The organism is Dysgonomonas sp. 511 (genome assembly GCF_010501105.1).
Classification (GTDB): Bacteria; Bacteroidota; Bacteroidia; order Bacteroidales; family Dysgonomonadaceae; genus Dysgonomonas.
In genome coordinates this window covers 112,203-135,400 of record NZ_QVMQ01000006.1, presented here as the reverse complement: position 1 = coordinate 135,400, position 23,198 = coordinate 112,203, and the positions used below count along the sequence as shown (strand labels likewise).

General features: G+C 41.6%; 19 protein-coding genes and 1 pseudogene. 10 read left to right on the top strand and 10 right to left on the bottom strand.

What is annotated here, in order from left to right; translation table 11 throughout:
* Positions 1 to 101: 101 nt before the first annotated feature.
* Together D0T57_RS04170 and D0T57_RS04165 are read left to right on the top strand one after the other, a co-directional pair.
* Positions 102 to 908 carry a glycogen/starch synthase gene (locus D0T57_RS04170; protein WP_163271176.1) on the top strand — a complete coding sequence of 269 codons (807 nt, stop codon included), beginning with the start codon at positions 102 to 104 and terminating at the stop codon, positions 906 to 908.
* Positions 909 to 1,005: 97 nt separating this feature from the next.
* Entirely contained in the window at positions 1,006 to 2,406 is a 1,401-nt protein-coding gene (locus tag D0T57_RS04165; protein ID WP_163271174.1) for a DUF4270 domain-containing protein, read from the top strand.
* A gap of 156 nt (positions 2,407 to 2,562) precedes the next feature.
* Here D0T57_RS04165 and D0T57_RS04160 read toward each other — a convergent pair whose 3' ends face one another.
* Positions 2,563 to 5,370, bottom strand: coding sequence for a glycoside hydrolase family 3 N-terminal domain-containing protein (locus D0T57_RS04160; protein ID WP_163271172.1), 2,808 nt, complete (start codon positions 5,368 to 5,370; stop codon positions 2,563 to 2,565).
* A 47-nt stretch (positions 5,371 to 5,417) separates the two neighbouring features.
* Positions 5,418 to 6,659 carry a glycoside hydrolase family 88 protein gene (locus tag D0T57_RS04155; protein WP_163271171.1) on the bottom strand — a complete coding sequence of 414 codons (1,242 nt, stop codon included), beginning with the start codon at positions 6,657 to 6,659 and terminating at the stop codon, positions 5,418 to 5,420.
* 405 nt (positions 6,660 to 7,064) lie between these two features.
* On the opposite strand from D0T57_RS04155, the gene D0T57_RS04150 reads away from it, so the two are divergent.
* Together D0T57_RS04150 and dnaJ are read left to right on the top strand one after the other, a co-directional pair.
* A complete protein-coding gene (locus D0T57_RS04150) occupies positions 7,065 to 7,607 on the top strand; it encodes a nucleotide exchange factor GrpE (protein WP_163271169.1) in 543 nt (180 codons plus the stop codon).
* Positions 7,608 to 7,627: 20 nt separating this feature from the next.
* Positions 7,628 to 8,767 (top strand): molecular chaperone DnaJ, encoded by a 1,140-nt coding sequence (gene dnaJ, locus D0T57_RS04145; RefSeq protein ID WP_163271167.1) that lies wholly within the window; start codon positions 7,628 to 7,630, stop codon positions 8,765 to 8,767.
* Between the two features lie 75 nt (positions 8,768 to 8,842).
* Here the strand turns inward: dnaJ and D0T57_RS04140 are convergent, their stop codons facing one another.
* Positions 8,843 to 9,691, bottom strand: a complete 849-nt coding sequence (locus D0T57_RS04140; RefSeq protein WP_163271165.1) for an energy transducer TonB — start codon at positions 9,689 to 9,691, stop codon at positions 8,843 to 8,845.
* Positions 9,692 to 9,902: 211 nt separating this feature from the next.
* Here D0T57_RS04140 and D0T57_RS04135 point away from each other — a divergent pair, with 211 nt between their 5' ends.
* From D0T57_RS04135 to mnmD, 5 genes are all read left to right on the top strand, one after another.
* A complete protein-coding gene (locus D0T57_RS04135) occupies positions 9,903 to 10,640 on the top strand; it encodes a polyprenol monophosphomannose synthase (RefSeq protein WP_163271163.1) in 738 nt (245 codons plus the stop codon).
* 43 nt (positions 10,641 to 10,683) lie between these two features.
* Positions 10,684 to 11,313, top strand: coding sequence for a fumarylacetoacetate hydrolase family protein (locus D0T57_RS04130; protein ID WP_163271161.1), 630 nt, complete (start codon positions 10,684 to 10,686; stop codon positions 11,311 to 11,313).
* A gap of 129 nt (positions 11,314 to 11,442) precedes the next feature.
* A complete protein-coding gene (gene porV / locus D0T57_RS04125) occupies positions 11,443 to 12,657 on the top strand; it encodes a type IX secretion system outer membrane channel protein PorV (protein ID WP_163271159.1) in 1,215 nt (404 codons plus the stop codon).
* 22 nt (positions 12,658 to 12,679) lie between these two features.
* Positions 12,680 to 13,162: a 2-C-methyl-D-erythritol 2,4-cyclodiphosphate synthase gene (gene ispF, locus D0T57_RS04120; RefSeq protein WP_163271157.1), complete on the top strand. Its 483-nt coding sequence runs from the start codon at positions 12,680 to 12,682 to the stop codon at positions 13,160 to 13,162.
* A 21-nt stretch (positions 13,163 to 13,183) separates the two neighbouring features.
* Positions 13,184 to 13,864, top strand: coding sequence for a tRNA (5-methylaminomethyl-2-thiouridine)(34)-methyltransferase MnmD (mnmD, locus tag D0T57_RS04115; RefSeq protein WP_163271214.1), 681 nt, complete (start codon positions 13,184 to 13,186; stop codon positions 13,862 to 13,864).
* 113 nt (positions 13,865 to 13,977) lie between these two features.
* On the opposite strand, the gene D0T57_RS04110 is transcribed toward mnmD, so the two are convergent.
* The 6 genes from D0T57_RS04110 to D0T57_RS04085 all read right to left on the bottom strand — a co-directional run bounded on the left by D0T57_RS04110 (position 13,978) and on the right by D0T57_RS04085 (position 20,633).
* On the bottom strand, positions 13,978 to 14,862 hold the full coding sequence (locus D0T57_RS04110) for an alpha/beta hydrolase (RefSeq protein ID WP_163271155.1): 885 nt from the start codon (positions 14,860 to 14,862) through the stop codon (positions 13,978 to 13,980).
* 70 nt (positions 14,863 to 14,932) lie between these two features.
* Positions 14,933 to 15,685 carry an SDR family NAD(P)-dependent oxidoreductase gene (locus D0T57_RS04105; protein ID WP_163271153.1) on the bottom strand — a complete coding sequence of 251 codons (753 nt, stop codon included), beginning with the start codon at positions 15,683 to 15,685 and terminating at the stop codon, positions 14,933 to 14,935.
* Positions 15,686 to 15,878: 193 nt separating this feature from the next.
* Positions 15,879 to 17,348, bottom strand: a complete 1,470-nt coding sequence (locus D0T57_RS04100; protein ID WP_163271151.1) for an MFS transporter — start codon at positions 17,346 to 17,348, stop codon at positions 15,879 to 15,881.
* A gap of 11 nt (positions 17,349 to 17,359) precedes the next feature.
* Positions 17,360 to 17,713 carry a cupin domain-containing protein gene (locus D0T57_RS04095; protein ID WP_163271149.1) on the bottom strand — a complete coding sequence of 118 codons (354 nt, stop codon included), beginning with the start codon at positions 17,711 to 17,713 and terminating at the stop codon, positions 17,360 to 17,362.
* Between the two features lie 19 nt (positions 17,714 to 17,732).
* The gene (locus D0T57_RS04090; protein ID WP_163271147.1) at positions 17,733 to 19,868 is read right to left on the bottom strand and encodes a heparinase II/III family protein; all 2,136 of its coding nucleotides are present in this window, start codon (positions 19,866 to 19,868) and stop codon (positions 17,733 to 17,735) included.
* A gap of 6 nt (positions 19,869 to 19,874) precedes the next feature.
* A complete protein-coding gene (locus D0T57_RS04085) occupies positions 19,875 to 20,633 on the bottom strand; it encodes a FadR/GntR family transcriptional regulator (RefSeq protein WP_163271145.1) in 759 nt (252 codons plus the stop codon).
* Between the two features lie 603 nt (positions 20,634 to 21,236).
* Between D0T57_RS04085 and D0T57_RS04080 the strand changes: the two genes are divergently transcribed.
* On the top strand, positions 21,237 to 22,895 hold the full coding sequence (locus D0T57_RS04080; RefSeq protein WP_221412281.1) for a SusC/RagA family TonB-linked outer membrane protein: 1,659 nt from the start codon (positions 21,237 to 21,239) through the stop codon (positions 22,893 to 22,895).
* A gap of 5 nt (positions 22,896 to 22,900) precedes the next feature.
* Here the strand turns inward: D0T57_RS04080 and D0T57_RS15680 are convergent.
* A pseudogene (locus D0T57_RS15680) lies at positions 22,901 to 23,198 on the bottom strand (IS4 family transposase); the annotation flags it as partial.

The window sequence follows — 23,198 nt, the reverse complement described above, 5'->3', positions numbered from 1 at the left end:
GGGGTAAAATAAAATGGAGTGGAATAAATTTGCTCAAAACCAGATTTTTTTTTATTATCTTTGTAGTTCCAAATGAAGAAATTGTTGAGGAAAGATAATAAATGAGTACGAAAAAGATTTTATACATTACACAGGAAATTACTCCTTACTTGCCAGAGTCACCTATCGCCACAAATTGCAGATATTTGCCACAAGCTATACAGGAAAAAGGCCAGGAAATAAGAACCTTTATGCCGCGGTTCGGCAATATAAACGAGCGCAGGAATCAGTTGCACGAAGTTATCCGCCTTTCGGGTATGAACCTCATAATAGATGATACAGACCATCCTCTTATTATAAAAGTAGCATCTATACAGGCTGCACGTATGCAAATCTATTTTATAGATAACGACGATTACTTTAAGCGCAAAGATACAATTGCCGACGAGCAAGGTGTAGAGTTTACTGATAATGACGAACGAAGCATCTTTTATGTTCGTGGAGTATTGGAAACAATAAAGAAACTACGCTGGATACCCGATGTGATAGATTGCCACGGATGGATGACTGCGTTGACAGGGTTGTACATAAAGACAATGTATGCTGATGACCCATGCTTCAAAAATTCGAAAATAGTATATTCTTTATACAAAGACGATTTTAAGCAGCCGTTTGATAGTAATTTTATCAACAAACTTAAGTTTGACGGAATAAAGGATAAAAGCCTTGCCGGCTTGAAAGATATTGTCGATTACGAAACCTTGTCGAAATTTGCCGTAGAGTGCGCTGATGGTATCATACAGAGCGAGGCTGATGTAAATGCCAATGTGCTGGAACACATAACTAAAACAGGAAAAAATTTCCTGCCATATCAGGGTTCTGTAGAAGAATCTGTAGAGGCAATCAATAATTTTTACGAGAATCTTTAAAGTATCTAAAATAAAATCGAAAAAATGCTGTTTTATTTTTTGTAAGCAGTATTTTTGGGGAGTTTTTGTCCTCAATGTTTGATTTAACATAAATTGAATGAAAATTAAGACTTTATTATTTAATCTGGCGATATTGTTATCTTCTGCGACATTTATTGCTTGTGATGATGACCTTAGCACAATAGGCAGCAATATTCAGCCAGAAGATGATGGTATAACATTGGGTACAGACACCATCGTAATAACAGCCGAAACAGTATCCTTTAAAGACTCTATATATGCCCGCAGCTTATCCGGCTTGCTGGGAGAATATAGCGACCCTATATTCGGGAAGGTGAAGTCGGACTATTTATGCGAGTTTTTCACAAGTAGCAAAATCATATTTGAGGAAAATACATCGAAGGGTGACTATCCCCTGGTCGTGGATTCTGTGTTTTTAGATACCCAGTTTGCATCTCTTTATGGAGATACAATAAGTCCCATGGGGATTGGCGTATATGAAGTAACCAAAGATCTGGCTCCCTATTTTTTTACAAGTATAGATCCGCTGAAGTATTGCGATATGACCAAATTGTTGGGACAAAGCATCTTTACGATAAAGGATGTGCCGTTTGTCTCATATTCAAGTTATACGGCAAAGAAATTATCGACACGGCTTGACATCGAATTGGGAGAGAGGTTCTTGAATGCATGGAATGCAGATAAAACAATATTTGAGAATCCTGAAAACCTAAGGAGCATCTTTAAAGGTGTATATGTTACCTCTACCTTTGGAAATAGTTCGCTTGTAAGCACCTTTGCTACAGACATAAATGTATATTATACTTACCATGTAAGAAATGCTGCTGATACAGGCGACTCTACAGCTGTAGGCATATTTACATTACCGGTTTCTACCGATGTTATCCAGATGAACAGGGTGAAAAATGAAATGACTCCTGAGCAGGAAAATGACATTTTCGGAAACCCTACCAAGTCGTATATGAAGACTCCGGCCGGACTTTATACCCAATTGACCATACCTTTGCAAAAGATAAAAGAAATGGGTCTAAAGGAAATGAACAATAAGAGCCATATAATAAATTCGGCGGCATTGAAGATATATGGAAATACCGAAGAGGAAGAAAGTTCCGGATTTTCGCGACCAACCAATCTCCTGCTGATAAACAAAGATTCATTGCCAAACTTTTTCTATAACAGGAAGAAATTTGACAATGAGACAAGTTTCCAGATTACCAGATCGAGCAATAATTCATATGATTTGGGTAATATTGCAACTATCGTAAATTATTACACCAAAAAGTATAAGGATATGGATCAGCTTCCTGATTTGCACTACCTGCTTATTCCGGTAAATGTGACATATGTTTCGTCAGCGTCCAGCGCTATTGTAGAGGATGTATATAATATGATGTCTCCAACATCTGCAATTCTCCGTACAGGAGAAGAGAATATGAAGATGTCTCTTATTTTCAGTAGATATAACAGTTGGAAATAGATTGTAATAATTAAATAAGACAATAAAAAACCTCTCTAAATAATTTAGGGAGGTTTTTTATTGAAAAAGAGTATTATGAACGACTATTCTATTGGCTGTACTTTACTTCACAAAACCCCGTAAGACCCAAGTTTTTCAACACTACTGGAGAATCTTTTATTCGGCCTTTACATCTGCGATAGAAACCTTACCCGAGCTTATGAGAATACGAATATCACTTACCACAATGGCATTAATAGCATAATGCTGCACAATATCCGTTTGGGTTACTTCCCCCTCATAAACCGTCAAAAATTGCCCGCCTCCGCTAGAAGCCTGTATCTCGAAACGTACCGGATTCCCATCTAATTCAGACCATAGGACAGACACCTTGTTCAAGGTGGAATTATCCTTTACGGGCAAGGTCAAAAAATCCCCTTTCGCCCCAGTCCATACTGCTTTTGCTTTATCTGTAGGCATTGCCTTCTTCTCGTTCAACGATATCTCCTTACCTTCATATGGCACAACAGAGAGCGTGTCTGACAGGCGAATGTCGATGGATGATGCTCCGATCATTATTTTAAAATCGCCAGGTTCAACTACCCACTTTTTCTCCTTATTGAAAAGTGAAAGATCTCTTGGTGTAATTGTAAATGTAACTTCCTTTGTCTCTCCCGGCTTCAGGTTTACCCGTTCAAATCCCCGCAAATTCTTTTCGTACGTCGTCACCGTACTCAATACATCGCGGGTATATAACTGCACAACCTCATCACCGGCTCTATCTCCGGTATTGGTAATGTTGAAACGTATTGTTGTGTTCTGGCTGGGTGTTATTACCGATGGAAATATCCTTAAGTCCGAATACTCGAATGTAGTGTAGCTCAATCCATGTCCAAACGAATACAATGCTCCATTTATCCTGCTCATATTGCCTTTTAATCCCGGTGTACGTCCTCCGTCTACTTGAGATGCCGGCTTTGAAGGAAAATTGAATGGTATTTGCCCCACTGTTTTGGGGAATGTAACGGTGAGCTTTCCTCCGGGATTGTAATCGCCAAATATCACATCTGCGATAGCCACTCCGCCTTGCGAACCTGGGTACCATGTTTCTAAAATAGCCGGAATATATTTATCTGCCCAGTTGATTGAATTTGGACGGCCGCTTATGACAACAAGTATAACAGGCTTGCCGGTTGCATGTACAGCTTTCAGCAAATCGAACTGACGTCCCGGCAAATCGAGGCTGGAGCGTGATTTGTTTTCACCGCAGGTGCGTCCATTTTCTCCTAATACTACAATTGCAACATCGCTATCCAATGTGTTTTTTACGGCTTTGTTTATCTCTTCCTGTTCCTCACTGGTCAGCTCGGTAGATATTATCTCCGATTCGGGCCATGTAGCATCTACGATGTCGCAGCCTTTGGTGTAAAGTACCTCAGCCTGTCCCTCCATCTTTTCTTTTATGCCCTGCAATACAGATTTTACCTCTACAGCCAATGGGCCATAATGAGTGAGGGCATAGGAAGCATCATCGGCGTTTGGCCCGCAAATGCTTATTTTCTTTATTTTGTCTTTTGCCAGCGGTAGTGTACTGTTGTCATTCTTTAACAAAACAATAGACTCTCGGGATGCCTGTAAAGCTATCTCCTGATTTTCTTTGCTATTCACCTCATCATCTGCGCCCTTCAGGTTCATCTGATATGGGACATCGAATAGTCCGACTATAAACTTTACGCGAAGAATATCCCGTACACGGTCATCTATAGTCTCCATCGGAAGCCCACCTTCTTTTACAAGTTCGCGCAAAGGTAAAACATATGAATCGGGGGAACGGAATGTGCAACGGACATTCAACCCGGCTTCAACAGACTGACGAACCGATTCTTTCATATTCTGAGATGTCCCATGCTTTGAATGAAGATATTCTACGGCATCGCTATCGGAAACAACATATCCTTTAAATCCCATATCTTTCCGCAAACGCGTCATAAGCCAGTAATAGCTGCCTTGTACGGGAAAACCGTCGTAATCGTTATAAGAACTCATAACGCCCAACAAGCCTGCCTCTTTTATCACTCTCCACCAGGGATAGATATGTATATTTTCTATTTCACGCGGCGACATTTGCGGATCTACGCGCGACAAGCCCTCACGTCCTCCTTTATTGTTACTATACGCAATAAAATGTTTTGCAGTAGATGCTACCTGATAATTTGTTTGTAGGCCTTTTGCCATTGCAATACCAAGTTCGGCTACCAAATATGGACTTTCTCCATATACTTCTTCGTAACGGCCCCAACGTTGGTCGCGTCCAACATCGAGAATAGGTGCATAAATATTGGTATATCCCAGCAATCTTCCTTCACGTCCGGTTATATAGCCGACCTTATTTATAAGCTGTCTGTTCCATGTATGTCCTAACCCCAGCTGTGTAGGGAAATTAGTAGCTATATAGCTTTCTACCCCCCTGATACCTTCGTTCGTAAAATCGGCAGGAATCCCAAGCCGTGTTTCTTCCACAAAGAATCGCTGCACCTCGTTCAATGCCCATGCGTGGCGCGAGGCAGGCCAGACAAAAGGATTGTCGGATGGAGGTAGCCCCCATTGCCTGAATCCATTCAGATGCTCATCTATAGCTCCGATACCATCTTTCCACAATTTATTCTTCCATTCGGCAGTTGGCAAGTCATCATCCAGCACCCGCTTGTAGCCATAGAGAGTTACCATCTGGCAGGTTTTTTCGTCAAGGGTCATTTGGCTGAGCAAATCTTCAACCCTGTCTTCAACAGATGCTTTTGGATTCTCATAGACATCCATTTTGCCGTTTTTGTTGAAATCAATCCATCCCTCCCGGTATATTTTATTTTTAGGTAGCTTATATGTTACCAAATCCTTCTTATCCGGAATGCGAGAATCTGTTTGTTGAGCATGCAACAAGGATACCATGCTCATCATCAATGCGAAATGGAAAAATTTATTTATCATGTAGGTCAGCTATTTATTGTACTCAGTATTTCTTGCTTGCATACCTGTTATTTCGTCAGCAATCTTTTGTATCGCACCAAAGCTTCGAGGTAATAGTAATCGGCATATACCAACGGAACATCAATCTCTGTCTTATGAGGAATACTGCCTACACTGTGTTTCAACAGGAAGCCACATTCCGCACCGGGCTCAGCCCTGTATTGTGGAGAAGACAACGAATGGAGCATCTTAACAGCCAGTTGCCCGTATTCTTTTTCGGATACATATTGCCCGAGTTCGAACAAGGCAGAACATACTACAGCCGCGGCAGAAACATCTTTCAGCTTTTCTTTAAATTCTACAGCATAGGACCGTACTTCGGGGTTGTACCCTTCTTCACCTACATTGAAATCCCATACAGGAATAAGGTCTTCGGGCAAATTATTAAGATAAAAATCTGTTGCGTTTATAGCAGCATTCAGATATTCCATATTTTTTGTCTCCCTATACATCATCGTATAACCATAGATCGCCCATGCCTGTCCACGCGCCCAGGTAGAGTTGTCACTATATCCCTGGCAGGTAGCCTGATTTCTTACTGCGCCCGTTATTGTATCATAGTTCACTACATGATAGGTAGAAAAGTCTTCCCTGAAATGATTTTTCAATGTTTTGTCTGCATGCTTTTTCGCAATCTGGAGGAAGCTGCTATCGCCCGACAATCCCGATGCTGCCGTCAGCATTTCCAGATTTATCATATTGTCGATAATTACCGGATAAAACCATTCTACACTGTCGTTCCATGCTTTACGGTAATTCCACGATTTTATAGTGCCGGTTTTTTCGCTAAACCTTGTTGATAAGGATTTTGCACTTTCTATCAAAATGTCTTTATATGCAGGGTTGTCAGTCAGCCTATAACCGTTTCCATAGCTGCAATACATCATAAAGCCCAAATCGTGATGCCCTGTAAAGGTTTTGAGTGGTTCTAGCGAGGCTGTCCATTTTTCAGCATTGCTTTTCCAGAGGCTATCGCCTGTCAATTCGTATAGATACCACAACGACCCAGGGAAAAAGCCCGGCGTCCAATCATACATACCAGTAGTTACCAGTTTGCCTTCCGCATTCAGTGTTCTCGGATAGTTTTTTCCCGTCGGCTGGCCAACACTATCCAACATCATTTGTGTTTGTGCTACTGCAAAATCAACATTCTTTTCGATAAAAGCGATTTCCTCTTTATCGCTGCAAGATGACATCCATACCATTGCAAAAGACAGCAATGACAAAAGCATAAATAAGTTCTTCTTCATTGTTTTTGTATTATTATTTTTATGATTATTTCGCCGGGTTCTTCCAAATTCTTCCTATTGGCTTTCTCTCTCCTGCAAACGGCAATGGTTTATCTCCTTTTTTGCCGTTCATTCTAATAATTAGATATATGTTTTTCTTGGTTTCTCAGCAACAGAGTTACTCAGATGCGCTGTAAATTTACTCATATTCTCAATTCCATCAAAACATCATGTGGCAATCTTTTTGGAGCCTGTCTGAATTTTAGCTAATCAAAAGTCTATGTTACTAGATGTACCTACTGCGTCGCATATATTATTATTTTTGGCAAAGCTTTTGCTGTATAGATAAATAATGACATGTAGACAGATTTGCACATCTCGTCTGTAATCGGCATAAGCAATTGACAATAAAACAAATATCAAAATATGGAAGAAAAATTTACTGATAAAGAGGAGTTGGAAAACCAAGACAACCTGACAAATAATCAGCAAGAAGAAGCTACTGAGACAAACGAAGGTGACAATGTGACGGACTGGGAAGCAAAATACAACGAGCTGAACGATACTTTCCTGCGTCTGAATGCCGAATTTGACAACTACCGCAAACGTACGTTGAAAGAAAAAGCCGAGCTATTGAGATCGGGCAGCGAGAAAGTCCTTGTAGATATTATATCTGTAATCGACGACTTCGACCGGGCATTGGACAACATTTCCAAGACGGAAGACATAGAGGCTGTAAGAGAAGGCATTGAACTTATATATAATAAATTCAAGAATTTTCTCGGCAAACACGGAGTAAAAGAAATAGAAACAATAGGACAACCTTTCGATGCCGACAAGCACGAAGCCCTGACAACTATCCCTGCACAATCGGAGGAAGACAAAGATAAGATTGTAGACAGCATTCAGAAAGGATATACACTGGACGACAAAGTTATTCGCTATCCAAAAGTAATCGTAGCAAAATAAAAGAACCGAGAGCAAAACCCATGGCAACTAAACGAGACTATTACGAAGTACTGGAGATAACCAAATCTGCAACAACGGAAGAAATAAAAAAAGCCTACCGCAAAAAGGCTATCCAATACCATCCCGATAAAAACCCGGGAAACAGCGAGGCTGAAGAAAAATTCAAGGAGGCAGCCGAAGCTTATGAAATACTAAGCGACGACCAGAAGCGAGCCAAATACGATAGGTACGGGCACGAGGCTCCGGGAGGATTTGGCGGCCATTCCGGAGGATTCTCTATGGATGATATATTCTCGCAGTTTGGAGATATATTCGGAGGGCACTTTGGTGGTGGCTTCGGCGGATTTGGCAGTTCGCGAGGCACCAGAGTAAACAGGGGCTCCGACTTGCGCGTAAAGGTAAAACTCAGTCTCAAAGACATTGCCAACGGTGTAGAAAAAAAGATAAAAGTAAACAAGTTCGTATCCTGCAAACATTGCAAAGGCACAGGAGCCGACAATGGCACTGCATACGAAACCTGCCATACATGTAAAGGCGCAGGAGTAGTTACCCGTGTGATGAATACCATCCTTGGGCAAATGCAGACCCAAAGCACTTGTCCGACCTGTAATGGTGAAGGGAAAACAATAACCAAGAAATGCAGCCATTGTGCCGGAGAGGGAATTGTACGCGAAGAAGAGATTATAAACATAAATATTCCGGCAGGAGTGGCAGAAGGTATGCAACTCTCGATGAGCGGAAAAGGAAATGCCGCGCGCCACGGAGGTGTTAATGGAGATTTGCTGATACTGGTAGAAGAAGAACAACATCCCGAATTGTTCCGCGACGATAATGATATTGTCTACAATCTTCTGCTCAGCATATCCACCGCCGCATTAGGAGGAAGTGTAGTTGTGCCTACAATAGACGGAAAAGTAAAAGTAAATATAGAACCCGGAACGCAACCGGGTAAGGTACTGAGGCTTAAAAACAAAGGCTTACCTAGCGTAAACCGTTATGGCACAGGCGACTTACTGATAAACATCAGCGTATATATACCTGAAAACTTGAGCGATACGGAAAAATCGACACTCACGGGCTTAGAAAATTCACCGAATTTCCAACCAAGTAAATCGGTAAAAGAGAAGATTTTCAGCCACTTCAGGAAGATGTTTGATTAAACGGTTACTAAAATAAGGATGGCCCGGGGAGTTCTTCTGTCCGGGCCATCCTGCTTATAAGTAAAGGTCAAGATATTACGATTTCAGCTGGTACACAATCGGTATAGTAAAGTAAACAGCGACAGGATGTCCGTTTTGCTTGCCCGGTATCCAGCGAGGCATGCTTTTCAGTACGCGGATAGCCTCCTTATCACAATTAGGGCTCACCCCTTTCAATATTTGTATATCCTTTATATCTCCGGTTTTGCTGACTACAAACCGTATTGTTACACGTCCTTGAATGCCCATTTCTTGTTCGGCAACCGGATATTTCAGAGTTTCGGCAATATAACGGTACATCTCTTGTGTTCCACCAGGATATTGAGGAGGAAATTCGGCGGTGATCAATGGAGGTACTTCCTTTGCCGTTCCCGACCCATTGCCCTCATTCATAACATCGTCCCTGAATTTCTTGATTTCGGCACTAACGTCGGTAGAGCCATCTTTTACCGAAAACGCTCCGATTACAGCATCTTTATTGTCGAGCACATCGCTTACACTAACCATTTCCTGATCGGGTTTGATTTCCGTATCATTGTCGACAATAGTAGGCGGTACAAATTTCTCCATCTTGCGGTAAACTGGCGGTTCCGGTATTTCCGGTTTAATAAGGTCGGCTATCGGTTCTTCTTTTATCTGATCTATCTCTATAACCCTATACTTGTCATTCACACCTTCTGTCCTCGGCGCATTGGCCGCTTCTATTTTATTTATAATAGATGGAAGGAAGGATATGAAAATAGCTAAGATCAGGATAAACCCGAATGCTACCAGATGGCGTTTCGAAGAAGACTGCCTTAATTCAAAAGCTCCGTAAGCTTTGTTTTTTCCTTCAAAAATAATGTCGCACCATTCTGAGGAATTTAAGTTAAATGAATTTTTCATGATTCTAGTTTTTAAAATTGTTATTAAATATTCCCCTTTTTACCCTATAGATATGAAAAGCCTGTAAATTCCATAAAGAAGTTTTATCTATTCTTCGAAATTGAAGTTAGAAAAACAAGAAAGTGATTGTTTTTGATATTTTTAGGCATATTTATTTTAACAGTAAGTCCTTAAAATATTACATTTGTGGTTTCGCAAAAAACAAGAACCTATGTCGGACTCAATAGTAATAATACCTACCTACAACGAAAAAGAAAATATAGAGGCTATCATAAAAGCAGTCTTTAGTTTATCTAAGAGATTCGATATACTAATTATCGACGACAATTCGCCCGACGGAACAGCCCAGATAGTAAAAGGGTTGCAACAAGATTTTCCCGAAAGGCTCTTTTTGATACAACGCGAAGGCAAACTAGGCTTGGGTACTGCATACATTACAGGGTTCAAGTGGGTACTTGAGCGTAATTATGAATACATATTCGAAATGGATGCCGATTTCTCACACAATCCGCTCGACCTGCTCAGGCTTTACGCCGCCTGCGCCGAGGATGGAGCTGATGTAGCCGTAGGGTCGCGATATTATACAGGAGTAAACGTTGTAAACTGGCCGATGGGACGCGTGCTTATGTCTTATTTTGCCTCCCGCTATGTACGGATAGTGACAGGCATGAAGGTACATGACGCCACTGCCGGATTTGTATGCTACAAACGGAATGTACTGGAAACAATAGACCTCGACAAAATAAAATTCAAGGGCTACGCCTTCCAAGTGGAAATGAAATATACAGCCCATTGCCTTGGTTTCAGGATACAGGAAGTATCTATCATTTTTGTAAACAGGTTGCTGGGCACATCCAAAATGAGCTCCGGGATATTTGCAGAAGGTGTTTTCGGGGTATTAACAATGCGATTCCGTCAAATATTCGGAAGAATAAAGAAAAAGCAATAAAACTTGCGTATCTTTGTATGTTTTCTCATTCGTGCATATTCACATGAAAATAATTTGCGTAGGACTCAATTATCACTCTCACAATAAGGAAATGAACAGGGCGCCGTCAAGCGGAGAAGACAGTCCTGTACTTTTTATGAAACCCGATACCGCATTGCTCAATGCGGGAGAGAAAGGCGAATTTTATATACCCGACTTTTCTTCCGACATCCATTACGAAGCCGAGCTGGTAGTAAGGATCGACAAAATGGGGAAAAACATCGCCCAACGTTTTGCACATCGCTACTACAGCGAAATCACGATAGGGATAGACTTCACGGCACGAGACCTGCAAGCCGGGCTAAAAGCCAAAAGCCTTCCGTGGGAAATATCCAAAGCTTTCGACAATTCTGCCGCAATAGGAAAACTTATTCCAAAAGATAAATTTGGAAAAGACATCACCGATCTGGATTTTAGCCTCGATATAGATGGCAAGACCGTTCAAACCGGAAATACAAACCAAATGATACATCCGGTAGATAAAATAATAGCTTATGCCAGCCAATTCTTTACACTAAAAACCGGAGACCTTATTTTTACAGGTACACCGGCCGGAGTAGGGAAAGTAGCTATCGGCAATCAATTATCAGGATACATAGAAAGTGAAAATCTTTTAAAACTAAATGTTTGCTGAATCGAAAATGTTAAAAAAACAAGAAAAAACAATAAATAACACAAAACAAAGTTATCTGTAAATAGGGAGTGTATCTTCCGCCCTTAACCCAAATTTAGATTGATTACTAAAATTAAAAGTATATTGTAAATGAAGAATTTTTTGAAAAAGGTTTTACTCGTAAATATCTGCGCATTATCAGCCTTCACTGTTGCTGCACAAGATGATATCAACCCGATACTTACCGCTGTGCCATCCCTTTCCATTGCTCCCGATGCTCGCGGAGGAGGTATGGGTGACGCCGGTGTAGCCACAGCTCCGGATGTATATTCCCAACACTGGAATCCGGCAAAATATGCGTTCTCGCCAAGCAAAGCGGGATTTGCCCTATCATACACTCCTTGGTTGAGAAAGATAGTAAACGATGTAGCCCTGGCTTACGGAGTAGGATATTATAAACTTGGAAACGAGAACAACCAAGCACTGAGTGCATCTATCCGCTATTTTTCTGTCGGAGATGTGAAAATGATGGATGTCATGGGCGAAGATATGCACTTCACCGTAGCACCATACGAAATGGCATTCGACTTGGGTTATTCGCGCAAACTGACAGAAACATTTTCGGGAGCTATCACCGTGCGCTATATCCGTACCGACTATTCGGGTGCCGATGACGAGGTATCACCAGGAAATGCATGGGCTGCCGATATAGCCGGATACAACGAATCGTATGTGAATATCGGTCAATCGGAAAGCTTGCTCAGCTTCGGTTTCAATATATCTAATATAGGTACAAAAATATCTACCGATGGAGGTAGCCGCAACGATTATATCCCTACCAACCTGCGTCTGGGTGCATCAATCATGTATCCGTTGAACGAGGTAAGTACATTATCATTAAGTGCCGACATCAATAAACTATTGGTTCCTACCCCTCCGATGAAAAAAGCAATCATAAAACAAGACGGAGAATCTGAAGCCGACTATCAGGACAGGCTCGATCAGGAAGACACCAGATACGCCAATAAACTGAAAGACTACAGAGACGGAAGTTCTATTTCCGGCATCTTCAAATCGTTTGGCGATGCACCCGGCGGATTTTCAGAAGAGTTGAAAGAAATCATGTGGTCGATCGGTGCAGAATACGATTATGACAACAAGTTCCGCCTTCGCTCTGGTTACTTCCACGAAAACAAAATGAAAGGCAACCGCCAGTACTTCTCATTCGGTGCCGGATTCAAATTGTCGGCATTCCAACTGGACGTAGCTTATATGCTTGCTACTGCACAGCAAAACCCACTAGACCAGACTCTACGTTTCTCTCTGGCCTTCGACATAGACGGAATGAAAAACTTGTTCAGATAATATATCAAAATAAGAATAACAAATGAAAATAAGAGTAGGTTTTGGGTATGATGTACATCGTTTGGCAGACAATCGCGAATTGTGGCTGGGCGGCGTGAAGATAGATCATACCCAGGGGCTACTTGGCCACTCCGATGCCGATGTGCTGATACATGCAATTTGCGATGCGCTGCTAGGTGCAGCCAATCTGCGTGATATAGGCTTTCATTTTCCCGATACAGCCGGCGAATACGAAAACATCGACAGCAAAATACTATTGAAAAAGACACTTGAAGTCATTACTGCCAAAGGCTACAAAATAGGCAATATAGATGCCACTATATGCGCCGAACGCCCAAAGATAAATCCGCATATACCACTCATGCAAAAAACAATGGCGGATATTTTACAGATCTCAATCGAAGATATTTCTATTAAAGCTACAACATCTGAAAAGATGGGGTTTGTAGGCCGCGAAGAAGGCTTTGCAGCCTATGCCGTTGCTCTGATAGAAAACCTCCAATAATTAAACACACCAATGCCAGGAATGAGTGTGAAACCCGAAATTGAACTTACAGCCGATGGGTCTCACACTCTTTTTGTGCCATCGCTCAACGAGCACTACCATTCGGTAAACGGCGCCATACAAGAGTCGACGCATATTTTTATCAATACAGGCCTTAAAGCCTGTTCCAAAAATGAAATACGCATTTTTGAAGTAGGGTTCGGTACAGGATTAAATGCTTTCCTCACTATACTGGAAGCTTGCAAACAGCAAATAAGCATTCACTATACATCGGTAGAAGCCTACCCTCTGGATAAATCTGTAACCGACAAACTGAATTATACAGAAGGCTATGCGGGCGAAGAAAAATCATTATTCTACCAATTGCATGAAGCACAATGGGATGAAGGCATCCCGATACTTCCCGATTTCCATTTAACCAAACTGGAAGCCGATTTTACGCAATTCGATTTCTCCCAGTTAAAGAATATCGACCTAATATACTTCGATGCTTTTGCCCCTGATAAGCAACCCGGCTTATGGACTCAGCAGATATTTGACAATCTATTTAAAATAGCAGCAGAAAACGCTATCCTTGTCACTTATTGCGCAAAAGGAGCAGTCCGCCGGATGATGCAGCAAGCAGGCTTCACTGTAGAACGTTTGCCCGGCCCTCCCGGTAAACGCGAAATGCTACGGGCGACAAAAGCCACTTCTCTTTGATTTTTATAACACTCTGCATAATTATAGATAATTGAAAACGGGAATAATGCAGAATCAATACAAAAAAAGCCTATGGAGTTATCCATAAGCTCTCTTTCTCTCCAAAACATTATTTATTCTATCACTTTTACCTTTTTCAAAAAAGATATTATAGAGCGGCTGATTTCGCGTTGTTTCTCTTGCGGAAACTTTCCATGTTCACCTCCTTCAACGGTGATAAATATATTCTTTACCCCGAACTCATCTAATTTCTTCTTCAACTCCACCGATTGCGAATAAGGAACAATAGGGTCTGCATCGCCATGCACAATAAATGTAGGAGGGGTATTCTTATTGATGTGGTAAAGAGGAGATACCGACCTGATAAAGGCTACATTGTCTATTTTTTTACCAATCCATCTTACCGCCGATTTATAAGGTTTAGGCCCAACAGAAAAATCGACCATATCAGCAATGCCATACTTATCAATCACTGCGGCAACTTTCAGGTCTTTCAGATCTTTTCTATTCTGGTCGAATAGTATATTATCTCCTAGATAGCCACCCATCATGGCAAGGTGTCCACCGGCAGAACCTCCCATAACGACTATTTTGTTTACATCTATGTTCAGCTCTTTGGCGTTCTTTACCAGGTATGCCAATACACTGCGTACGTCTTCTATAGCAGCAGGGGCAGGGGCTACGTCTACCAGACGGTAACCCATATTGGCTACAGCCATCTTATTTTTGAAGAATGAGCCGAATCCCTTCTGTTTTTCCTTATTTCCGTGATTCCACCCTCCACCGTGAATATTGATTAAAATAGGAGTTGGTTTGCCTGTATTTGGTGGCAGATAGATGTCGACTTTGCCTTCCCAATCTCCAACTTTGTCGTACACAACATCTATTTGTGCTGTAAATCCTTTAGGAATGACAACACCATATTTAGTTGTGTCATTTTGAGCATTCAGGGCGATTACCGAAGCTACCAACAATATGAGTAATAGTGCTTTTTTCATGGTCTGTTTTTAAAATTAAAAAGCCATATAAGGATGTGTAACACCCTTATATGGCTTATAGTTAACCTATTTATGAGAAGAACATTCCTCCGTTGATGTCAACGTTTGTTCCTGTGATATAGTCAGAATCGTCGGCAGCGAAGAAAGCAACCAAATCGGCTACATCGTCGGCATCACCTTCTCTGCGAAGTGGATATACTCCTTTCATCCGTTCACGGTTTTCAGGCGTGTTGAACCTGTCGTGGAAAGAGGTTGCGATTGTTCCCGGGGCAAGGGCATTTACGCGGATGCCTTTAGGGCCAAGCTCCTTAGCCATTGAGCGGGTAAATGTCATTACTGCACCTTTCGACGTTGCATACAATGATGCTCCGGGGCCTCCTCCATCGCGTGCAGCCAGAGACGAGAAGTTGATAATAGAACCGCCCTCAGTCATGTAAGGCACTACTTCGCGCGTACATAGCCAGCAGCTTTTCATGTTTACATCCATCAGGAAGTTGTACCAGTCTTCGTCTTGTTCCGTGATCGTTTTGCGTCCGACAATACCACCTACTACATTTACCAGAATGTTTATTCTGTCGCCATAGGCTTTGCGGCCTTCGTCGAAAAGATTTTTTACATCTGCCGCCTTGGTCATGTCACCCTTGACGATGATGCACTCTCCCCCTACTTCTTTTATCAATGCTTCAGTCTTTTCGGCCTCTTCCAGTTTGTCGAAGTAGTTAACTACTACTTTTGCTCCTTCCGATGCTAATTTTACAGAAACAGCACGGCCGAGGTCTCTTGCACCACCTGTAACGATGGCTACTTTTCCTTTTAGTCTCATGATCGTTTATTTAATTTTTTTTGTTACAATTACTTCTATGTGTAATTGGGTTATTATTAATTGTTTATATTATTTTTACTTTCAAAAAGTAACACTTGTAACACTTTTTTTACTGTTTTATTTATGTTACTTTTTCAGCCTTGCATCCCACTCTTTAGAGGGATTGAGGTTTCTTATATAGATAAAGTTTTAATTATTTTTTCTCAATTTGTTCTATTTTTCCAATAGTGAGGAATATAGAAATCAAAGACAGAGGAACCAAAGCACCCAGCAATCCGAACAGTAACGGCCAACTGGTTATATACTGGGCAAACAACATTGCCAGGATAGTACCCAATACGGCGGCAGCTCCACCTATACCGGCAAGTGAGCCTACCGATTTTCCGCTATGCAGGTCGCTTGGAATGGTTTGTATATTGGTCATTGTGAACTGGAATCCTCCGAGTACGAATGCCATCAGGATTACAGCCAACACTGCGCTTTGAGCCATTACCGATGCTATAATAGCTGGGATAATGATGATTCCACCTATTACCATCGCCACTTTGCGTGCATAGTTTACACTCTTTCCTTTGCGGATAAGGTGTCCGGAGAACCATCCGCCTGAAAGGCTTCCCACCATTGCGCCTACATACGGTATCCATGCCGAGAACGCAAGTTCCTTGATATTCAGCCCGAATTGCGAAATCAGGTACATCGGCAGGTAGGTGACGAACATCCACCAGATAGGATCGAGGAAGAAACGGCCAAGTATCACCGAGTAGTTTTTCTTGTTCGAAAGCAGTTCGCCCCACGATTTGCCTTTATCGTTAGTTATTGTAGCTTCGGGTTGCCCGCTAAGTATATAGTGACGCTCTTCTTCGGTGATCCACGGGTGCTCTTTCGGCCCTTTTTTGTTGATTAGCAGCCACGGGATCAGCCATGCAAGACCTAGCCCTCCGACTACGATAAATGTAACTTTCCATCCCAGAGTCATATAGAGCATCAGTATGACTATAGGGGCAAGGATAGAGCCTATCGAAGCAGCAGCATTGAACAACCCCTGTGCAAATGCGCGTTCCTTTTGAGGAAACCATTCGGCATTGCTTTTTACTGTGCCCGGCCAAGGGCCTGCTTCTCCCAATCCCAGCATCATGCGGAATCCGGTGAGGGATATTTTTCCTCGTGCCAGAGATGTAAGGGCATCGGCCGTACCCCATAGCAATACGGATATAACGAATCCCTTGCGTGTACCTATCTTATCATACATTTTGCCTGAGAACAACTGGCTTATGCCATAAGCTATCATAAAGAATATGGTAATAGTACCCAATATGTCTTTGGCTTGTTTGTCGGTTTCCTCAGGTGTGGCACTGCTGTCTACAATGCCGAGGTCGTAAGCTATACCTTCGCGGTTGACAACTATTTGCCCATCGTTTTTGAAGTGTACGTTTTCAGCCTTTTGTATTATCTCATTCCCGCCTTTCGATACCAGTTTGTATGCCTGTTCATGGGGTAGGAACTGTGCCTGGTTTTCGGCACCGTCACTCGATATCTGATCTACCAGTTGATATTCCATGTTGGCTACCCACATATAGTTGAGCGTGCCGCGGTCGAGGTAATTTATGATAGTAATCAGCATGATGAGTCCGATGACCCACCAACGTAATCCTTTTATTTTCATTTGTATAAGTCTTATATAGTTGCGTAAAAATCTTCGCGTATCGGGCTGAATACATCTATGAGGATACCTGCTTCGAGGCATACACACCCGTGAATAATGTCGGGTTCGGTATAGAATCCGTCTCCTGCCTGCAATATTTTGGTTTCGTCTCCGATCTTCATTTCAAATTTACCGGACACAACATAGGTGGTCTGTGCGTGAGGGTGGGCATGCAGTTGCCCTATACCTCCTTTTTCGAACATCACCTTTATCATCATTATACTGTTGTCGTACCCTACAAACTGGCGGGTAATGCCTTTGTCTGCGTTATATACCTTTTCTTCGGATGCAATGAAAAACGGATTGCTTTGTACTTTTTGCTCCATAGCTTTATTTCTTTTAAAGTTATTCTACTACAACCGAGTATTTATTATTACCTAATAATACTTTGATTGTCTTGTTGTCTTTAGTTTTTATTTCTATTTGTCTGGTGTTTTCTCCTATCTTAGTGCAACTGGCACTGGCTATATTCGATGCCGGCTGAATAGTGTATTCTTCGCGCGGATTAAATTCTCCATGTGGCTCGATAATAGAAGCAAAGACTGCCGAATTGCTATTCTTGCGGATAAGGAAGGAAGGCTCGTTCCTGAGATTGAAATTCGGGTCGTTTGCTCCTATGCGGTTCAGGAAGAATTTATTATCTTTTTCGCTTACATTGGTTATTGTATAAAAGCGATTTGAATTTAAGAATGTAATAAAAGTATTTCCATCACTACTGGTAGTAGCTTCTGCTTCTTTCCATAGATATTGGTAGCCGTTTTTAGTCCCTAATGGAGTTCTTTGCGATGTGTGTGCATTGTAATCTAAGTTGGTCGATATCAGCTGCCCGAGGTAATAATACGACAGGTCGTATTGGTGCGGGGCTTCGGATATGGCTTCGTACACATCAATAACTAAAGGTTTACTGAAACCTTCGGGTTGTACCATAGCCACAGTACGCTGCATAGTCACACCCGGATAGGCATTTGTTTCCACTGCCGAAGCAGCTTTTATCTCCTTGCCATCGAAGAAAGAAGTAATGGCAGGTGAATATTTTTCGGCTGTTTTCAACTCCCCTTTGTAGTTCGACGTTTCGTCTACTGTTAGCGTATTGTGTGCTATTGTCTGTTTTGCCCACAGGTCGTTCTCAGGTAGGTAGTGTCCGCCATTTTTCTGCTCTATGTTCAGGAAACGTGCTGCACCATAGTCTTGTAGTATTTCGCGCCCGTTGTCGTAATACGAGACCGACAGTTTGTCGAAGTGCCCGTGACCCATTCCTTGTGCCGTAGCTTTGAATACAAGGGCTGTCTGGTCGCTTGTGTCTCCCATCCGCAGGATGCTTATTCCTCCTTCATCACCTTTGGCACCGTCTCTTATCAATATTGTTTTATGCGAGAATGGTTGTGCTTTGTTTTCGACCAGAGCTTTAGCCGTAGCTATGCCTGCATCGCCCAAAACGACTTGTCCTTGCTCTTTCGCAATGGAAAGTAACGTTGGATCTTTTGTAATGTTATAGATAATATCTACGCCATAAACGATTTCGATGCTGTGCCAGGTCTTGTCCAGAGCATCATTCAGGTGGAAAAACTGCCCGTCGGTATAAGCCAGTTGCAGCGATGTATTGACTGCCTTCTCCAGTATATTTTGGCGGTATTCGAATATTTTTAGCTCCGGATGGTTCTTTTCTATTGCTTGTGCAAATACGATGAACGGTTGCAACGAATACCGTTGGTAGTAAGGCCCTTCGGTGAAATATCCATCGGGAGAGAAAAGTAGGTCTATCTGTTTCAGGAATCCGGTCTTACCATCTTTTTCCGAACCATATATTGCCTTGTCAGACCAATCTTTGTTACCCGTAACGAATCCTATCATACCCACTCCGGCTACGGCCCAGGTGCCGTGGTTGTGGATTTTATTGAATGTCTCGTAGTTATCTTCGGATATAAATTTGACCATCGGGGCAAAAAGGTTTTTTTCTATATTATCCCTCTCTGCTTTCGTCAGGTAATCGTATATACAGTCGTATGCCTGAGCTGTATGTACAAGCCATACGCACTCGTTGAGCCCCTGCCAGAAGAGTTTTCCCCTGTATTTCGATTTCTGCACGGGGTGAAGCGGAAGGGTAGGGTACATTTTGGCGTACGCATTCAGCATATTTTTTATAAATGAAGCGTACTTTTCATCGCCATACAACTGGTATAAGATACCGGCTTTGTGCATCTCATTGTAATTCTTCTTATGCCTTTCGTGTGTGTAGCCCCCTCCTGCATCTTTAGGCACAGGCACTTCTATAGGTTGGGTAAGAGCAAGGTCTATTTCTGCTTTCGCTTTTTGTAATGTCTGGTCAAAGAGGGGGGCGTTCCCCATCTCCTTCTTTATCATATTTACACCATCGTTACTCAATATCAGGCGTGGATGCTTGTGTTGAGCAAAGACGTTGTTTGATAAAACAAGAGTGAGCAGTATGATTATTGATGCAATATGAGCAGAAATAGTTTTCACGTTGTCTTAGAATTTTAGGTTGTTATTTTCGATGTTTTTGGTGTATTCAGGATTTATTTCCGATTTGGCAAAGCTCATTACACCTCTCAGGTGTTGCTTCATCATCACTTCGGCTGCATCGGCGTCTTGATTCTTTATATACTGGAAAAGCAACTGGTGTTCCATGCCGGCAATGCCCTTGTTTTTGTCACATATCCAGTATTTGCGGTAGTTGGTCATGATGTCGGGCGTAATGATGAGCATCATAGATTTGAGTACCTGGTTTTTCGACGCCTGTGCTATTTGCCGGTGAAAATTCAGGTCTTCGTCTATAGCTGCACTGCCTTCTTTTATTTTTTTGTCGCAGGTGAGCATGCTTTGTTCCAGAAGCTTGAGGTCTTCATCAGTACGCCTTTCGCAGCAGAGCCTTATGGCGTTTACCTCAAGTATCATGCGGGTTTCCACCAATGAATAGAAGTCGTAAGTTTCTATCTGGAGTGCATCTGTTATAAGGTTTTCCAGCTCCATAGTTTCCAGCGCGGCAACAAATGTACCCGATTGCGGCTGGGTCTTCAGTATTCCGTAAAATTCGAGCTTCTTGATGGCTTCCCTTACAGGGGCACGGCCTACGCCGAATTTCTCGGCAAGCTTCCTTTCAGACAGGAGTTTGTCGCCGGGTTTTAGTTGCCCCGAACTTATGAGATGCCTCAGTTGGTTGATGATAGAATCAACAGGTTTTTCTGTTGTATCTACTCCGCCCGTTTTTTTTTCGTTGACCAATTCCATTCCTTTTTTCTTTTAGTTTAATGCTGATAGTGTTCTGTTTCGTTATTTAAAGCATTAAATGTAGAAATTTTAAATAAACTTTCCAATCTGGCAAACCAATTTGGTTTTCCAAAAGTATGATTTGTTTTTGTAAAAAAGCAATAAAGGGCGGTGAAAACTTTGTGTTTAAAAACATGTTTGATATTACTTTGTTGATATGTAGTGTTTTGTGTACGAAATGCGTGATGCGTGTTTATTTTTAACTTAATATACTTTGTTTTGATGAAAATTATTTATTTATATTTGCCAAACCAATCTGGTCTACCAATTTTGGGTTTAATATGTCAAATATATTTAATAAAGAATCGGATGGTATGTGGATAAAGACGGTTTCAGAAAAGTAAAAGCCGGAAGCCTGAAATCAGATGTTCTCAATGTTTTTCTAGTGATAAATAACCCATTAGTGATAATTGCAAGCATTTGATTTAATATTACAAATACAAAAAAAGCTCTTCTGATACCTTTGGGGCTAACAAGGCGGAAATAATCCCGTCTGTAATAATCGCAAATTATATAAAATTAATAAACCGATAAATCAAGAAACCAACGAAAAACAGTTCGATCATGAAGAATCAATTATTAAAAGCTAAAGTCATAATTATGATTTTAGTGTTTTTCGGGATTAGCCAATCCCTTCTAGCACAATCTACCCCTTCTCAAGGAGGGATAGAGGTGACCGGTACAGTTGTCGATAATACCGGAGTACCTCTCATCGGGGTTACTGTATCGGTGCAGGGAACTACTACCGGAACAATTACAGATTTTGACGGAAATTACAAAGTGCAGGTTCCAAGCAACAAATCTGTACTATTATTCAAGATGGTAGGCTTTGTTCAACAAACTATAACTGTAGGAAGCCAGAAAGAAATAAATGTAACGATGGCCGAAGACCTGCAAATGCTCGACGAAGTAGTAGTTGTAGGATACGGAGTGCAAAAGAAATCGCACCTTACAGGATCGATCACTAAAGTGAAAACCGACGGGTTGGAAGATATACCAGCTTCGCGTCTCGATCAGGCATTGCAAGGACGTATAGCCGGTGTGCAGATACAGAATACGACATCGGAAATAGGGGTGGCTCCTCAGGTACGTGTTCGTGGCATGGGGTCGATAAGCGCAGAGGATTCCCCGTTGGTAATTGTTGACGGATTTCCGGTAGAAGACGGGCTGGGAACTATTAACATGAATGACGTAGAGAGTATCGAAGTATTGAAAGATGCTGCTTCGGCAGCAATATATGGTTCGCGTGCGGCCAATGGAGTAATACTGATCACAACAAAAGGAGGAACCATAGACAAACCGAAATACTCGCTGAAAACATCTTGGGGAACCAAAGGCTATTATGAACTACATCCGGTGATGACATCGAAAGAATATGTTGCTATGCGGGTAGAGGAAGAGAAGCTGAGAGGGGCTACTTCTTTTGCAAAGGCATCGAAAAATGAAATGCCGTTTTATATCATCGATAATGAAACGAACTGGCAAAAAGAAGGACTTCGTACCGCAAATATATACAATGTGCAGTTGGGTATATCGGGAGGTTCTAAAGGATTGAAATATTATGTATCGGGTGCATATACCGACGACCAGGGCATTATGCGCGACAATGAGTATAAGAAAATGAATTTGCGCGCCAAAATAGACGCCAATCTTACCAAGAATATTACATTTGGAGTTAATCTTGCTCCTACGTATTCGTATCGTACCCGACCTTCTGCTCCTTTCATAGACTTTTATAGAATACCTAGCTGGATGCCAGTAAGGCATACCGCACAAACAGCAGCTATTACCAACAAGCCAGTGGGTAGCTATGCTCATGGTGCACAGTTTTCAGATATGCCATATTCAGGGTATGATCCGATGACGGGAGATGAATGGACCGGAACAGCAAAACCGTTTTCCAGTGCAAACCACAATCCGGTGATGATAATGGAAAATGAGAAAATCAATCAAAAAGATTATCGTATGCAAGGTTCTGCCTATTTGAACATAAATATAATGAAAGGGATGAACTTTAAAACATCCAATGGTTTCGATATCTCATACAGGGATTATAATAGATATAGGAATACAGATGCAAAAAAAGATAATGAAGTAAATCGCGGCTTATATCAAAACAGACTTTTTGTCGACCTTGTTTCTGAAAACACATTGAATTACCAGACTAAAATTGACCAAAAGGTAATCATTCGGTCTGCCTCATCTTTTACAAGATTTATATAGTTTTTCTAAGTACATGACAAAAATATCATAGGGTTCATATTTTCTTTAAAATCCAGTTTATCTAACCACTGAAAAATATAATCAAGTCCATATTTGAAATAACTTTTGGCCAGTCTTCCATGCTTTAGGATCCTTATCCTTCTGATTTTCTTATGGATATACAATCCGGTGAGATATGCCCAAAAGAATGCGATGAAAACAATTGAAAGTAATTTTTCGAAACGTTGCATATCATTGATGTGCGTTTTTTCGATATTAAAACCGCTGGTTTTCAAAGCTCTGAAACAGGATTCTATTTGCCAG

Excerpts from the sequence above, each read along its gene's own strand:
- D0T57_RS04095 (WP_163271149.1), bottom strand. The coding sequence starts at position 17,713 with ATGGAGCAAAAAGTACAAAGCAATCCGTTTTTCATTGCATCCGAAGAA.
- D0T57_RS04165 (WP_163271174.1), top strand. The coding sequence starts at position 1,006 with ATGAAAATTAAGACTTTATTATTTAATCTGGCGATATTGTTATCTTCT.
- D0T57_RS04105 (WP_163271153.1), bottom strand. The coding sequence starts at position 15,685 with ATGAGACTAAAAGGAAAAGTAGCCATCGTTACAGGTGGTGCAAGAGAC.
- D0T57_RS04085 (WP_163271145.1), bottom strand. The coding sequence starts at position 20,633 with ATGGAATTGGTCAACGAAAAAAAAACGGGCGGAGTAGATACAACAGAA.
- D0T57_RS04080 (WP_221412281.1), top strand. The coding sequence starts at position 21,237 with ATGAAGAATCAATTATTAAAAGCTAAAGTCATAATTATGATTTTAGTG.
- D0T57_RS04150 (WP_163271169.1), top strand. The coding sequence starts at position 7,065 with ATGGAAGAAAAATTTACTGATAAAGAGGAGTTGGAAAACCAAGACAAC.
- D0T57_RS04160 (WP_163271172.1), bottom strand. The coding sequence starts at position 5,370 with ATGATAAATAAATTTTTCCATTTCGCATTGATGATGAGCATGGTATCC.
- D0T57_RS04130 (WP_163271161.1), top strand. The coding sequence starts at position 10,684 with ATGAAAATAATTTGCGTAGGACTCAATTATCACTCTCACAATAAGGAA.
- D0T57_RS04100 (WP_163271151.1), bottom strand. The coding sequence starts at position 17,348 with ATGAAAATAAAAGGATTACGTTGGTGGGTCATCGGACTCATCATGCTG.
- D0T57_RS04140 (WP_163271165.1), bottom strand. The coding sequence starts at position 9,691 with ATGAAAAATTCATTTAACTTAAATTCCTCAGAATGGTGCGACATTATT.
- D0T57_RS04135 (WP_163271163.1), top strand. The coding sequence starts at position 9,903 with ATGTCGGACTCAATAGTAATAATACCTACCTACAACGAAAAAGAAAAT.
- porV (WP_163271159.1), top strand. The coding sequence starts at position 11,443 with ATGAAGAATTTTTTGAAAAAGGTTTTACTCGTAAATATCTGCGCATTA.
- D0T57_RS04110 (WP_163271155.1), bottom strand. The coding sequence starts at position 14,862 with ATGAAAAAAGCACTATTACTCATATTGTTGGTAGCTTCGGTAATCGCC.
- ispF (WP_163271157.1), top strand. The coding sequence starts at position 12,680 with ATGAAAATAAGAGTAGGTTTTGGGTATGATGTACATCGTTTGGCAGAC.
- mnmD (WP_163271214.1), top strand. The coding sequence starts at position 13,184 with ATGAGTGTGAAACCCGAAATTGAACTTACAGCCGATGGGTCTCACACT.
- D0T57_RS04155 (WP_163271171.1), bottom strand. The coding sequence starts at position 6,659 with ATGAAGAAGAACTTATTTATGCTTTTGTCATTGCTGTCTTTTGCAATG.
- dnaJ (WP_163271167.1), top strand. The coding sequence starts at position 7,628 with ATGGCAACTAAACGAGACTATTACGAAGTACTGGAGATAACCAAATCT.
- D0T57_RS04170 (WP_163271176.1), top strand. The coding sequence starts at position 102 with ATGAGTACGAAAAAGATTTTATACATTACACAGGAAATTACTCCTTAC.